Here is a 13,744-nt window from a genome sequence, read left to right as displayed (position 1 = left end):
TCGGTCGCTGAGCAGTTCGGTCGCTGAGACCACGGATGTGACCCCGCGCCCCCCGTTCTGGACGCCACGGAGTGGGCAGATGCGCAGAGACCCCGCACCACGAGGTGGTGCGGGGCCCCTGCATGCCGAGGTGCGCTCAGGACGCGCTACGGCCGCGCTTCATCCCGCGTGCGGTCGGGGCATCGGCGGCGCCGGTGTCGCGGCCACCGTGCTCCGGCCGGGCCGGGCGGTAGAGCATGAGCGCCTGCGAGACCTTGCGCGGCGCCCGAAGCGAGCCGCGGGCGATCCGCACGACGTCCCCTTCGGAACCCGCCGTGAAGATCATGTCCCGCTCGCGCCGGGCCTCCCGCTCCTGCTCCAGCTCCTCGGAGAGTTCCGTGACCCGGGACTGCAGCGCCTGCACCTGGTTCTCCAGCTGCATGATCCGCTTGATGCCCTCCAGGGACACCCCATCCTGGGAGAGCTCCTGGATCTGGCGCAGCTTCTGCACGTCCATCTGGGAGTAGCGGCGCGCCCGCCCGGAGGCCCGGGACGGGGTCACCAGGCCCAGGCGGTCGTACTGGCGCAGCGTCTGCGGGTGCATGTCCGCGAGCTCGGCCGCGACTGAGATCACGAAGACGGGCTGGGCGAAGTCGATGGACATCTCAGACCGCGGCCTCCTCGGTCAAGGACGCACGGGGATCAAAGTCCCCCGTGGCCTCGGCGAACGTGCGCAGGGCCTCCTTGGCGGCGTCGTCGAGGTCGGCGGGCAGCTGGATCTGCACGGTGACGATCATGTTGCCCGTGCTGGACCCCGTGGTGAAGCCCTTGCCCCTGACGCGCATCCGGCGCCCGGACGATGTCCCCGCGGGAACCTTCACGCTCACGTGGCCCCCGTCCAGGGTGGGCACCTGCACGGTGGCCCCCAGACCGGCCTCACTCACGGTCACCGGGACCGTGACGTGGACGTCCTGGCCCTCCCGGGTGAAGAACGGGTGCTCCTTGACCTTGACGGTCACGAACAGGTCCCCGTTGCCGCCCGGGCCGGTGTGGCCCTTGCCAGCGATCTTGAGCCGTTGGCCGTCCTTCACGCCCTTGGGCACGCGCACCGTGGTGGTCTGCCCGTTGCCCCGGCGCAGCTTCACGGTGGTGCCGTGGTACGCGGAGCGCAGCGGAATGGTGGTGGTCGTGTGAATGTCCTCGCCCTTGGTGGGCGGGGCCTGGTAGCCGCCGAACCCACCCTGGCCGCCGAAGCCGCCACCAGTGCTGAAACGGGTGTCCCCGCCCTGGGCACCGCCGAACTGCGCGAACAGGTCCTCGAACCCGCCGCCGCCGCTGGACGTGGTGTAGCGCCTGCGGCCGCCGCCACCGCCGTTGAACAGGTCCCCGAAGATGTCCTCGAAGCCCGCGCCGCCGGTGCCGCCCGCTCCCGCGGGCCCGCCGGCCGTGAAGCGCGCACCCGAGCCCATGGCCCGGATGGCGTCGTACTGCTCACGCTCCTCCGGGTCGGAGAGCACGGAGTTCGCCTCGGTGATGTCCTTGAACTTCTTCTCCGCAGCCGCGTCCCCCGGATTCTGGTCCGGGTGGTACTTGCGGGCCAGCTTGCGGTACGCCTTCTTGACGTCTTCCGGGGATGCGTCCTTGGAGACGCCCAGGACGCTGTAGAAATCCTTGTCGATCCAGTCCTGACTGGCCATGACGCCTCCTTCCTGTGAATTCTTCCTCAGTAGGACTCGGGGCGGGTCCCGTCATGTGGACCCGCCCCGAGGTGTTGGTGTGCGCTACGGCTGCGCCGCCACGGCCACCTGGGCCGCCCGGACCACCCGGTTGCCCACCTTGAAGCCCGAACGCAGCACCATGGACACGTGGTCCGGCTCCACCTCGTCGGTGGGCTGCTGCATCACGGCTTCGTGGACGTTGGGGTCGAAGCTCTCCCCCACCTCACCGATGCGGGTGAGTCCCTTCTTGCCCAGGGCGTCCTCGAGCTTGGTGGCGATCGCCGCGAACGGGCCGTCCGTGAGGTCGCCCGCCTTGCGGGCGGCGTCGACGTCGTCCAGCACCGGCAGCAGCGCGGAGATCAGCTCACCCGAGACGAAGTCCCGCAGCTGGTCCTTCTCCCGCGCCGTGCGGTTCTTGAAGTTCACGAACTCCGCCTGCAGCCGCCGCAGGTCCTCGAGCCGCTCGTCGGCCAGCTTCTGGACCTCGGAGCCGCCCGCCGGGGCGGCGTCGCCGGACGACGACGCCGCGTCCGCGGACCCGGCCTCCTGGGACTGGGGGGTGCCGAGAATGTCGTCCACGGTGAGCCCCTCCTGTCCCTCGGTGCCGTCCTGACCGGTGCGAGCGGGCTGTTCCGGATCCTCCGGCACGGACTGGCCGTGGCCCTGGGTGTTCTCGGAATCGCTCATGCTCACTTCTTCCCGTCGTTGTCGTCGTCCACGACCTCGGCGTCGACGATGTCGTCGTCCTCCTTGGCCTGGGCGCCCTCGGCACCGGCGGCACCGGCCCCAGCACCCGCGGCCCCCTCGGCCTGGGACTGGGCGTACAGGGCCTCGCCGATCTTGGTCTGCGAGGACTGCAGCTTCTCGAACGCGGTCTTCACGGCATCGTCGTCATCGCCCTCGAGCGCGGCCTTGACGGCGTCCACGTCCGCCTGGACCTCGGCCTTGACGTCCTCGGGGATGGCGCCCTCGTCGTCCTTGATCAGCTTCTCCACCGAGTATGCGGTCTGCTCCGCGTTGTTGCGGCGGTCCGCGGCCTCACGGCGCTGCTTGTCGGCGTCCGCATTGGCCTCGGCGTCCTTGACCATGCGGTCGATGTCCTCCTTGGACAGCGAGGTGCCGCCCGTGATGGTCATCGACTGCTCCTTGCCGGTGCCCTTGTCCTTGGCGGACACGTGCACGATGCCGTTGGCGTCGATGTCGAAGGTGACCTCGATCTGCGGCATGCCGCGCGGGGCCGGCGCGATGCCGGTCAGCTCGAACGTGCCCAGGTTCTTGTTGTCCCGGGTGAACTCGCGCTCACCCTGGAAGACCTGGATGGACACGGAGGGCTGGTTGTCCTCGGCGGTGGTGAAGGTCTCGGAGCGCTTGGTGGGAATGGCCGTGTTGCGCTCGATGAGCTTGGTCATCACGCCGCCCTTGGTCTCGATGCCCAGCGACAGCGGGGTCACGTCGATCAGCAGCACGTCCTTGCGGTCGCCCTTGAGCACACCGGCCTGGATCGCGGCGCCGATGGCCACGACCTCGTCCGGGTTCACGCCCTTGTTGGGGGCCTTACCCGCGAGCTCGGTGACCTTCTCGACCACGGCGGGCATACGGGTGGAACCACCCACGAGCACCACGTGGTCGATGTCGGAGACGTTGATCCCGGCCTCGGAGATGACGTCCTTGAACGGCTTCTCGGTGCGGGCCAGCAGGTCCTTGGTGAGGTCCTCGAACTTGGCACGGGAGAGCTTCTCGTCCAGGTGCACGGGGCCCTCGGGGGTCACGGACAGGTACTGCAGGGAGATGGTCGTGGACGTCGCGGAGGACAGTTCCTTCTTGGCCTGCTCGGCTGCCTCCTTCAAGCGCTGCAGGGCGATCTTGTCCTTGGACAGGTCCGCACCGGTCTTGGACTTCACCTGCTCCAGCAGCCAGTCCACGATGCGCTGGTCCCAGTCGTCGCCACCGAGGCGGTTGTCACCGGCGGTGGCGCGCACCTGGATGGTGGAGAAGTCGTCCTCGTCCTTGCCGACCTCCAGCAGGGAGACGTCGAACGTGCCGCCGCCGAGGTCGAAGACCAGGATGAGCTCGTCCTCCTTGCCCTTCTCCAGGCCGTAGGCCAGGGCCGCGGCGGTGGGCTCGTTGACGATGCGCAGCACGTTCATGCCGGCGATCTCACCGGCCTCCTTGGTGGCCTGGCGCTCGGCGTCGTTGAAGTACGCGGGGACGGTGATCACGGCGTCCGTGACCGTGTCGCCCAGGTAGGACTCGGCATCCGCCTTGAGCTTCATGAGCGTGCGGGCGGAGATTTCCTGCGGGGTGTACTTCTTGCCGTCGATCTCAGTGGTCCAGTCGGTGCCCATGTGGCGCTTCACGGAGGCCACGGTGCGGTCCACGTTCGTCACGGCCTGGCGCTTAGCCACGTCACCCACGAGGGTCTCGCCGTCCTTGGAGAACGCGACGACGGACGGGGTGGTGCGGTTGCCCTCGGCGTTCGCGATGACGACGGGCTCGCCGCCCTCGAGAACCGCCACCACGGAGTTGGTGGTGCCGAGGTCGATTCCTACTGCACGGGACATTGTCGATCCTTTCGTTGATGCGGTGCGGCCCGCCGGTGACGCCGGTGCGTCCGCGGTGCCGCCAATACTTGAGCTTTCGTGACTCAAGTTTACACATTGAGCACCCCGTGTCAACCTAAGTTGAGTGCCACCCACTCAACTTACTGGCCGCCCGATCTGGCAGGATGCGCGGCGAGTTAGGCCGCCTACCCGTTGCGCGTTACAATCGTGAGTTTGCACGCCCGGGGCGAAACATGGTGTCGCCCTGGTACCACCCACCACGTCCATGGGAGACGCACACTCTTCAGGCCACACATCACTGCCCCGCCACAGTCAGGAGAACTGTCTTGAGCACGCCACCGCCCTCCTCGCCACGAGACCCGCAGGAGACCCCCGCCGTCGAGCACGGCTCCACCTCCGGATCCAGCGCCCGCAGCCGCCCGCGGCAGATCATCGACGAGCTGACCTACCCCCACGGCATCCACCCCGCGCTGGTCCCCGGCGTGGGTGTCGAGGACCGCAAGGTCCGCTTCAACACGGACAAGACGGTGTTCACCGTGACCGCGCTGCTGATCGTGGGGTTCATCGCCTGGGGCGTGCTGGGCACGGAGAGCCTGTCCTCCGTCTCCTCCACCGCCCTGGCCTGGGTCACCGCGAACACCGGGTGGTTCTTCATCCTGCTGTCCACCGCGGCCGTGTTCTTCATGCTCTTCATCGGCTTCACGCGCACCGGGCGCATCAAGCTCGGCCGTGACGACGAGAAGCCCGAGTACTCCTTCTTCTCCTGGCTCGCGATGCTCTTCGCGGCCGGCATGGGCATCGGGCTCATGTTCTACGGGGCGTTCGAGCCCATGAGCTACTTCGAGGGCGGGATCCCCGGCTTCTCGCACATGGCCGAGGCCGGCAGCGACTCCATGGCGGTCTACGCCCTCGTGCAGTCCGCGTTCCACTGGGCCCTGAACCCGTGGGCCGTGTACGCGGTGGTGGGCGTGTCCGTGGCCTACGGCGCCTACCGGCGCGGCCGCGCACCGCTGATCTCCCGCGTGTTCACCGCCCTGCTCGGGCACAAGCGCGTGGACGGTCCGCTGGGCAAGCTGATCGACGTGTTCGCGATCTTCGCGACCCTCTTCGGCACCGCGGCCTCCCTGGGCATGGGCGCCCTGCAGATCGGCTCCGGCATCTCGATCGTGAGCGGCCTGGGCGAGCTGGGCAACAACGTGCTCATCCTGCTGATCGCCGTGCTCTCCGTGGGCTTCATCATCTCAGCGGTCTCGGGCGTCTCCCGCGGCATCCGCTACCTCTCGAACATCAACCTGACGCTGGCGTTCGTGCTCGCACTGTTCGTGTTCTTCGTGGGCCCCACGGTCTTCCTGCTGACCCTGATTCCCTCCACGTTCTCCACGTACGTGTCCCAGTACCTGTTCATGACCGGCCAGTCCGCCGCCTGGGGCCCGGAGAGCGCCAAGTTCTCCAACACCTGGACCGTGTACTACTGGGCCTGGTGGCTGTCCTGGTCCCCCTTCGTGGGCATGTTCATCGCCAAGATCTCCCGCGGGCGCACCATCCGCCAGTTCGTGACCGTGGTGCTGGTGGTCCCGGCCTCCGTGTGCGTGCTGTGGTTCATCGTCTTCGGCGGCTCCGCCATGTGGTTCTCCAAGAACGGTGCGAACCTCTCGGTCGAGGACGGCGCCGAGTCCATGCTGTTCGGCCTGTTCGACCAGCTGCCCCTGACCGGGGTCACCTCCGTGCTCGCGATGGTGGTGATCGGCATCTTCTTCATCACGAGCGCCGACTCCGCCTCCGTGGTCATGGGCACCATGACCCAGCGCGGGCGTCCGGACCCGAGCAAGTGGATCGTGGTCTTCTGGGGCGTGTGCCTGTCCGGCATCGCGATCGTGATGCTGCTCGTGGGCGGCGACGACGCCCTGGCCGGGATGCAGAACCTGGTGATCGTCTCCGCGCTGCCGTTCGCCGTGATCATGGCGTTCATGATGGTGGCGCTCTACCGGGACCTGCGCAACGACCCCGCCACCCTGCGCACGCGCTTCGCGCTGTCTGCGGTGGAGAAGGCCGTGTCCACGGGTCTGGCCGAGCACGGCGACAACTTCGCCTTGCAGGTGGAGCACGCCGAGGGCTACCGCGCCGCCGGCGACTCGTTCGACTCCCACGACCCGGCGATCACCGAGTGGTACCGCCAGACGGACGAGAACGGGGACGAGACGGACTTCCAGTACAAGTCCCGCTGGGTCTCCTCCGCGGTGGACGACATCGTGGAGCAGACCCCCGAGGGCGAGGCGCCCTGGGACCAGACCACTCCCCACAACGCCAACCAGAAGTAGCCAGGGGGCGGCGCCCACCTGAGCCGCACCACGCAACGGGGTGCACGTCCGCGGACGTGCACCCCGTTGTCCGTTCGACCGGTCGCGTCAGTGCTCCGCGGTGTCCCGCGAGTCCGTGAGGGTGCGGATGCCCACCCCGGCGAGCACCAGCACGAGCACCGCCAGCAGGGAGAACGAGATCTGCTGCGAGTGGATGAACCCCGCGACGGTGGCGGGGTCCCACGCCCCGGTGGGCAGCGCGGTGCCCACCACGGAGGCCATCACAGTGCCCACGATGGCGAGCCCCACCGCGTTGCCCACCTCCTGGGCGGTGTCGTTCATGGCCGACCCCATGGAGGTGTGGCTCTCGGGCAGCGCCCCCATCAGCGCCACGGCCCCGGTGGTCATCACGGTGCGCATGGCCACGGTCATCATGAGCATCCCGAGGGCACACCACACGAAGCCGTGGGCCACCGCGCAGACCCACACCGCGAGGCTCGCGAGCAGCAGCACGACGGCGCCCAGCGAGGTCCCCCGGTGCCCCTACCCGGCCACGGCCCGGTCCACGAAGGGTCCCGCGCCCATCATGCCCACCACGAACGGCAGGTTGGCGAGGCCGGTCTGCAGCGGGGTCCAGCCCCACGCGAACTGGTAGAGCTGGGTGGACACGAACATCACCCCGGCCATCGCCGTCATCACCGAGGTCTGCAGGATCGCGGAGCCGCGCACCGTGCGGATGCCCAGCAGGGAGAGGTCCAGCATCGGGTCCGCCGCGGTGCGCTCGCGCCACACGAACCCGGCGCGCGGGCTCTGGGGCGAGGACCCGGCGCGGTGCCGGGCGCGGTGCCGGTGAGCTGTGTCGTGGGAGGCCCTTATTTAGTGTCAGACACTGTTCGATTAGTCGAACTGTGTTCGAAAATAGAACGTTGTTTGATACTGCGCAACACCCTGCGTACCGTGAGCGCCATGACAGCCTCGCGTGAACCCTCCCCGGACCGGACGTCCCCCGCCCAGAACGCCGCGCAGTCGGGCCCCGAACGGCGGGCGGGCGGGCCCGGACGGGGCCGGCGGGGCGGCACGCAGGCGGGCGGGCGGCGTCGCGCGTCCCTGTCCGTGGACGCGATCGTGGAGACCGCGATCGCCATGCTGGACCGGGAGGGGGCCGCGCGGCTGACCCTGCGGGGGCTGGCCGGCACGCTCGACAGCGGCGTGGCCAGCCTGTACTGGTACGCGTCCGGCAAGGACGAGCTCATGGCCATGGTCGCGGACGAGGTGCTGGGCCGCGCGCTCGCCGAGTTCGAGGCGCTGCGGGTGGCGGGGTGGAGCACGCCCGAGCAGTTCGCGCAGCTGCCGGCCCCGGAACCGGCCCCCCGCACGAGCGCCCGCACCCGGGAGGCCCTCGTGGACCTGCGCCGGCTGTCCCTGTGCCTGTTCGCGCAGATGTTGAAGCACCTCTGGCTCGCGGAGCAGCTGATGCACGCGGGCCCGGACGAGGAGAACGCCCTGCGCACGTGGGAGTGCACCGGGCAGATCCTGCAGCGCATGGAGCTGAGCACCTCCCAGCAGTTCCACGCGTCCATGGCGGTGACCACCTACGCCACCGGGATGGGTGCGGAGATCTCCCAGCGCCAGGCCCAGCGCAACGAGCAGGACGCCGAGCAGAAGTTCCGCGAGCAGCTCGAGCGCTGGGAGCACGCGAGCACGCAGGACTTCCCGTTCGTGCACTCGGTGCTCGGGGAGTTCCGCCGCCACGACGGCCGCGCCGAGTACGCGGCCGGGCTGAACCTGCTGCTGTCGGGCATCGAGCGCCAGACGTGGAGCGCCGACGCACCGCGCTGAGCCCCCTCGCGGCGGCCGGATTTTTCGTACAGTGGTGGCCATGATCGAAATCGTCACGGTGTGCACGGGCAACATCTGCCGTTCCCCCATGGCCGAGGCGCTGCTGCGCCGCGAGCTCGAACGGGCGGGCCTGGGCGAGCGTGCCGCCGTGGGCTCCGCCGGTGTGAACGACGAGGAGCACGGCAACCCCGTGGACCCGCGCGCCCGGGAGGTCCTTGAGCGCAACGGTCTGCAGCTGCCAGCGCACAGCGCCCACCGCGTCACCGACCGCGAGCTCGCGGACGCGGACCTGCTGCTGGCCATGACCGGGGAGCACGCGCGGCGGCTGCGGGAGCGGCTGCCCCACGGCGCCCGGGACACCGTGCGTCTGCTGCGCAGCTTCGACCCGCAGGCCGTGGCCTCCCACGAGGACCTCGACATCGCCGACCCGTGGTACGGCGGCTCGGAGGACTTCGACACCGCATGGGAGCAGATCGAGGCGGCGACCCCCGGGGCCGTGGAGTGGGTCCGCGAGCGGGTGTCCGAGCGGTGATCGGCCCCGGCGAGGCGTTCCACGACCACGAGCTGGAGCGGTACCCGGACGGCGTCAACCTCGCCCGGACCCTGCCCCCGGTCACCCGCAAGCCGTTCCTCGTGGGGATCGACGGACGCTCCGGGGCGGGCAAGACCACCCTCACCGACCAGCTCGCCGCAGTGCTGCGCCGCTCGCACGACGTGGTGGTGTTCCGCCTGGAGGACATCTACCCGGGGTGGGACGGTCTGCTGGCGGGCATGAACGCCTACCGCACCGAGATCCTGGAGCCGCTGCGCCGCGGCGAGGACGCCCACTGGACGGCGTGGGACTGGCTGACGAGTGAACCGGGCACCCCGCGGCTCACGCGCACCGCGGAGATCGTGCTGCTCGAGGGCGTGGGCGCGAGCCACCGCGAGGCGCGCGGGCTGCTGGACACCGCCGTGTGGGTCGAGCTGCCCACCGCACAGCGCAGGCAGCGCGCGTTGGAGCGGGACGGCGCCGCGTACGAGGGCCACTGGGAGCAGTGGGCCGCGCAGGAGGAGGAGTACCTCGCGGAGGACCATGTGTGGGAGGCCGCGGACGTCATCCACCCCGGCCCGTCCTCGGAGAAACCCGCGGCGGAGGACCGGGGCCCGGCATGAGCTCCCGGGGTGCCGGCACGGCGGCCGTGATCATTTCCCCCGTCACGGGAAAGCCGCGGCTCGTGGACCCGCACCACCCCCACGTGGGCCTCGAGGACCAGGCGCTCACCCGCGGGGACGGTGTCTTCGAGACGCTGCACGTGCTGGACGGGGACGCCTACAAGTTCGACGCCCACCACGCCCGCCTGAGTGCGTCCGCGCGCAGCTGCGACCTGCCCGCTCCCACGGCGGCCACGTGCCGCGCGGCCCTGGCCATGGCGCTCGACGCCGCCGGGCCCGGTTCCCAGGACCCCGCCCTGGGGCTCGGCGCGGAGCACTCCGTGAAGCTCAGCATCTCGCGCGGCGCCCCGGGGGACGCCCCGTGGGCGTGGCTCACCGCGGCCCCCGTGCCGGACTCGACGTTCGCCGCGCGCCGGGACGGGGTGTCCGTGGTGCTGCTGGACCGCGGCCACGACCCCGCGGAGGATTCCGGGCTGCCCTGGCTGCTGCCGGGGGTCAAGACGCTCTCCTACGCCGTGAACGTGGCCGCCCTGCGCCACGCGCGCGCCCACGGCGCCCAGGACGCCGTGTTCACGGCGTCCTCCGACCGCCGGATCCTGGAGGGCGCCACCTCCTCGGTGGTCTGCGCCCGCCTCGCACCCGGTGCCCCGCCCACGCTCGTGACCCCCGAGCCCTCCCGCGGGGTCCTGCCGGGGACCTCCCAGGCCAGAATCTTCGACGTGGCACGCGCCCACGGGTGGGGCGTGGACCACGGCCCCCTGCACCCCGGGGACCTGCTGCGCGCCGACGCCGTGTGGTTGACCTCCTCGGTGCGGCTCGCGGTGCCCGTGACGGCCGTGGACGGCCACCCCGTGTCCACGGACCCGCAGCTCACGCGCACGCTCACCGGCTTCCTGGTGGGGCGCGACATCGGGCACGGCACCGGGGGCCGCTGAGGAGGGAGCTCCGCCCGCGCCCCGCGCGCGCCGACGGACCCGCCCACGTCCCGGGGACACACGGCTCGGGTGTCCCGTACCGGCCCGCGCTCCGTCCCGTTCGCGCCCCCGACGTTGCTCCCACCCCCGACGCCGCTCGCACCCCCGACGCCGCGGGGGCCGCCGGTGCCTCACCCGCGCGCGGCTCCGCTCCGGCTCCCGGTGCAGGCGCCCGGACCGGACGACGACGCCCGCGCCGTCACTGCCAGATGAACCGGTGGGTGCCCAGCGCCAGGGACAACGCTGGCCCGCCGAGGGCGGTGAGCAGCACCGCGGCCCCCACGACCACGTCCACCCGGCTGTAGTGCAGGCTCCTGGCCCACGTGCGCGGCCCCGCCCCGAAGCCCCGGGCCTCCATGGTCATCGCGAGTCGGGTGGCGCGGCGCAGGGACTGCACGAGCAGCGTGAACGCCTGGCCGCCGAACTCCCGCAGCATCCCCCACGGGCCGCGCCTGCCCCCGGCACCGCGTGCGCGGCGCGCAGCGGCGAGCACGCTCCACTCGGTGATCATGACCTCCACGAGGCGCATCGCGGCCAGGGCGGCCAGCACGAACCGGGCGGGCAGCCGGAGGGTCTGCGCGAGTCCGTCCGCGAGGTCCGTGGGGTCCGTGGTCAGCAGCACGGTGATCCCGGGCAGCGCGATCGCGAGCCCGCGCAGGGCGATCGCCCCGCCAGCGGCCAGCGAGCCGGTGGTCACGGTGACCCAGCCCAGCTGCACCAGCACGGTCCCGCCCTCCGGGGAGAGCATCGCGGTGCCCCAGCCACTGACGAGCGCGGCCACCACCACGGGCCACAGGGTGGCGAGCAGCCGCACGGGGCCGAGACCCACCCCGGCGAGCAGCACGAGCTGGCCCGCGAGCACGGCTGCGTTGGTCACGGGGTCCGCGCTCACCACGACCACCACGGTGATCAGCAGCGCGCCGAGCAGCTTGACCACGGGGTTCGCGCGGGCCAGCAGCCCGCTGCGGGCTCCGAACACGGAGGGTGCTGCGGTGGTGCTCATGGGCCGAGTCTCACTTCCTGGGCGTCGAGGGCGGCCAGGAGGTCGCGGTCGTGGGTCACGGTGACCACGGCGGTGCCGCGGTCCAGCTCCGCCACGAGCAGGTCCACGAGCTCCCGCCAGGTCTGGGCGTCCTGCCCGAACGTTGGTTCGTCCAGGACCACCACGCGCGGCGCGGCCGCGAGCACCGTGGCCACGGACAGCCGGCGCTTCTGGCCCCCGGACAGGGTGAACGGGTTGGCGTCCGCGAGGTTCTCGAGGCGAAGGCGGGCCAGCAGCTCCGCCACGCGGGCGGCGTCGTCCTCCGGGAGCTCGTCGTCCCCGTGGCCGGCGCGCAGCCGCAGCTGACGCGGGCCGAACTCGAGCTCCTCGCGCACGGTGGGGCGCAGGAACTGGTGCTCGGGGTGCTGGAAGACGGTGCCCACGCGCGGGACCAGCTCGGCGCCGTCCCACAGGCACGGATCGGACGGGGCGTCCCCGGCGAGCAGCGGCGCCGCGCGCACCGTGCCGCGCACCGGCACGAGCAGCCCGGCGAGCGTGAGGGCCAGAGTGGACTTGCCCGCGCCGTTGACCCCGGTGACCGCGAGCGCCCGCCCGGCCCGCACCTCCAGGCTGATCCCCTCGGCCGCCACGGGCGGGTCCCAGCCCGCCGGGCGCCGGGTGGGCGCGTCCCCGCCCCGCCGCCACGACCTGCGCGCACGACGCCGCTCGCGCGCCACCGCGCGCCCGGGGGGCTGGACCCGGGAGACCGCGACGTCCCGCGCGCTGAGCAGCAGCTGCCCGGCGTCGGGTCCGCGGGCGGTCTCGGGGGCCGGGGTCCGTGTGCTCGGGACCCAGCCGGGAACCCACGTGCCCTGCTCCTGGAGCAGGCGCCGGGCCTCGTGCAGTGTCTCCCGGGTGGGTCCGTCGAAGGCCACGCCGCCGTGCTCGTCCAGCACGAGCACCCGGTCCACCACGGACTCCCACAGGGCCACGCGGTGCTCCACGACCACCAGGGTGATGCCCTCCTCCGCCACGGCACGGGACACGGCCCGGCAGAGGTCCTCGGCACCCTCCTGGTCCACGCTGGCCGTGGGCTCGTCCAGCAGCAGCAGCCGGGGCCGCATGGCTAGCACGCCCGCGAGCGCGAGGCGCTGCTTCTGGCCCCCGGACAGGGCCGTGGTGGAGTGCTCGAGGGGCAGCGGCAGCCCCACGCGGGTCAGTGCCTCCGTGACGCGGGGCCAGATCTGCTCCCGGGGCACCGCGAGGTTCTCCAGTCCGAACGCGACGTCGTCCCCGACCCGCGAGAGCACCACCTGGGTCTCAGGGTCCTGGTGCATGAAGCCCACGGTGCCGCGGACGTCCCGGGGGTCCGCGCCGTCCACGGTGAGACCCCCGGAGCGGGACTGACCGTCCGGGTCCTGCTCGACACCCGCGAGCGCCTGCAGCAGCGTGGACTTCCCCGCACCGGAGGGACCGAGCAGGAGCACGCGCTCCCCCGGGGTGATGGTGGCGGTGACGTCCCGCAGGCTCGGGTCCTGACGGCCGGGGTAGTGCCAGTCGAAGCCCTCGAGCCGGACCTCGGCGCCCCTGCGGGCGGCGGGCCCCTCCCCCGTCATCGACGCCGCGTGGCGCCGGAGGCCAGGGCCCCGAGCACACCCGTGGCCTGCAGTGCGCGCACCACGAGCCACATGAGCGCACCGGCGATCACGGCGCCGGAGAGCGTGGTGAGTGCGGCGTAGACGACCCTCTGGTCCAGCGCCCACTCGTAGTTGTACATGATGTCCTCGCTGACGCCGAGGAACAGCCCGGAGAGCGCACCCGCCGCCGTGGCGGTGGCCAGGCCGAAGCGGCGGTACCCGGTCAGCAGGAACACGAGCTCCACGCCCAGGCCCTGCACGAGCCCGGAGATCACCACGGTCCACCCGAAGTGGGTGCCCAGGAACCCCTCGAGGACGGCCGCGAGCAGCTCGCAGAACAGCGCCGCGCCCGGCTTGCGGATGATCAGGGCGCCCAGGGTTCCTGCCACGAGCCAGCCGCCGGCGAGGAGCCCGGCCGAGGGCGGGTAGGCCACCGAGGCCGTGGACACCACCGGGTACAGCAGGTTGGACCACATCCAGAAGATCACCGCGCACGCCGCCGCGAGCACCGCGGCCACCACGATGTCCACCACCCGCCACGAACGGGCACGCGTCGTGCCGTGTCCGGCCCGGGGCGAGGTGCTGCGCGTCTGTGTCATGAG

14 protein-coding genes are annotated in these 13,744 nt (G+C 71.6%); 5 read left to right on the top strand and 9 right to left on the bottom strand.

The annotated features are described in order from the left end of the window. Positions 1-136: 136 nt before the first annotated feature. The 4 genes from DNL27_RS02650 to dnaK form a co-directional block, all read right to left on the bottom strand. Positions 137-643, bottom strand: coding sequence for a heat shock protein transcriptional repressor HspR (locus DNL27_RS02650; protein ID WP_012397475.1), 507 nt, complete (start codon positions 641-643; stop codon positions 137-139). Between the two features lies 1 nt (position 644). Next, positions 645-1,676, bottom strand: a complete 1,032-nt coding sequence (locus DNL27_RS02645) for a DnaJ C-terminal domain-containing protein (RefSeq protein ID WP_012397474.1) — start codon at positions 1,674-1,676, stop codon at positions 645-647. A gap of 84 nt (positions 1,677-1,760) precedes the next feature. Then, positions 1,761-2,390: a nucleotide exchange factor GrpE gene (locus DNL27_RS02640; protein ID WP_112234629.1), complete on the bottom strand. Its 630-nt coding sequence runs from the start codon at positions 2,388-2,390 to the stop codon at positions 1,761-1,763. After that, complete coding sequence (gene dnaK / locus DNL27_RS02635; RefSeq protein ID WP_112234628.1) at positions 2,387-4,258, bottom strand: molecular chaperone DnaK; 1,872 nt, start codon at positions 4,256-4,258, stop codon at positions 2,387-2,389. The genes DNL27_RS02640 and dnaK overlap by 4 nt, the downstream gene beginning before the upstream one ends. Before the next feature lie 326 nt (positions 4,259-4,584). On the opposite strand from dnaK, the gene DNL27_RS02630 reads away from it, so the two are divergent. After that, complete coding sequence (locus DNL27_RS02630; RefSeq protein ID WP_112234627.1) at positions 4,585-6,576, top strand: BCCT family transporter; 1,992 nt, start codon at positions 4,585-4,587, stop codon at positions 6,574-6,576. Positions 6,577-6,663: 87 nt separating this feature from the next. Here DNL27_RS02630 and DNL27_RS02625 read toward each other — a convergent pair whose 3' ends face one another. Together DNL27_RS02625 and DNL27_RS02620 are read right to left on the bottom strand one after the other, a co-directional pair. Then, on the bottom strand, positions 6,664-7,068 hold the full coding sequence (locus DNL27_RS02625; protein ID WP_112234626.1) for a hypothetical protein: 405 nt from the start codon (positions 7,066-7,068) through the stop codon (positions 6,664-6,666). Positions 7,069-7,098: 30 nt separating this feature from the next. Beyond that, the gene (locus DNL27_RS02620) at positions 7,099-7,317 is read right to left on the bottom strand and encodes a hypothetical protein (protein WP_112234625.1); all 219 of its coding nucleotides are present in this window, start codon (positions 7,315-7,317) and stop codon (positions 7,099-7,101) included. Positions 7,318-7,521: 204 nt separating this feature from the next. Between DNL27_RS02620 and DNL27_RS02615 the strand changes: the two genes are divergently transcribed. Genes DNL27_RS02615 through DNL27_RS02600 form a run of 4 tightly spaced genes read left to right on the top strand, consistent with a single transcriptional unit; the run spans position 7,522 to position 10,484 of the window. Beyond that, positions 7,522-8,394, top strand: a complete 873-nt coding sequence (locus tag DNL27_RS02615; protein ID WP_112234624.1) for a TetR/AcrR family transcriptional regulator — start codon at positions 7,522-7,524, stop codon at positions 8,392-8,394. 40 nt (positions 8,395-8,434) lie between these two features. Further along, the gene (locus tag DNL27_RS02610) at positions 8,435-8,926 is read left to right on the top strand and encodes a low molecular weight protein-tyrosine-phosphatase (RefSeq protein ID WP_112235730.1); all 492 of its coding nucleotides are present in this window, start codon (positions 8,435-8,437) and stop codon (positions 8,924-8,926) included. After that, entirely contained in the window at positions 8,923-9,549 is a 627-nt protein-coding gene (locus tag DNL27_RS02605; RefSeq protein ID WP_112234623.1) for a uridine kinase, read from the top strand. Before DNL27_RS02610 ends, DNL27_RS02605 begins: the two co-directional genes overlap by 4 nt. Continuing rightward, positions 9,546-10,484 (top strand): aminotransferase class IV, encoded by a 939-nt coding sequence (locus tag DNL27_RS02600; protein ID WP_012397465.1) that lies wholly within the window; start codon positions 9,546-9,548, stop codon positions 10,482-10,484. Before DNL27_RS02605 ends, DNL27_RS02600 begins: the two co-directional genes overlap by 4 nt. Before the next feature lie 238 nt (positions 10,485-10,722). Here the strand turns inward: DNL27_RS02600 and DNL27_RS02595 are convergent, their stop codons facing one another. The 3 genes from DNL27_RS02595 to DNL27_RS02585 are packed head-to-tail and all read right to left on the bottom strand — an operon-like array spanning position 10,723 to position 13,741. After that, complete coding sequence (locus DNL27_RS02595) at positions 10,723-11,526, bottom strand: energy-coupling factor transporter transmembrane protein EcfT (RefSeq protein WP_012397464.1); 804 nt, start codon at positions 11,524-11,526, stop codon at positions 10,723-10,725. Beyond that, positions 11,523-13,121 (bottom strand): ABC transporter ATP-binding protein, encoded by a 1,599-nt coding sequence (locus tag DNL27_RS02590; RefSeq protein WP_112234622.1) that lies wholly within the window; start codon positions 13,119-13,121, stop codon positions 11,523-11,525. The genes DNL27_RS02595 and DNL27_RS02590 overlap by 4 nt, the downstream gene beginning before the upstream one ends. Beyond that, positions 13,118-13,741 (bottom strand): ECF transporter S component, encoded by a 624-nt coding sequence (locus DNL27_RS02585; RefSeq protein ID WP_112234621.1) that lies wholly within the window; start codon positions 13,739-13,741, stop codon positions 13,118-13,120. The genes DNL27_RS02590 and DNL27_RS02585 overlap by 4 nt, the downstream gene beginning before the upstream one ends. Positions 13,742-13,744: the final 3 nt, after the last annotated feature.

It is taken from the genome of Kocuria sp. BT304, assembly GCF_003290245.1.
In the GTDB taxonomy this organism is placed as follows: Bacteria; Actinomycetota; Actinomycetes; order Actinomycetales; family Micrococcaceae; genus Kocuria; species Kocuria rhizophila_A.
Note: the sequence above shows the minus strand (reverse complement) of the source record. Positions and strands in the feature narration are given on the sequence as shown.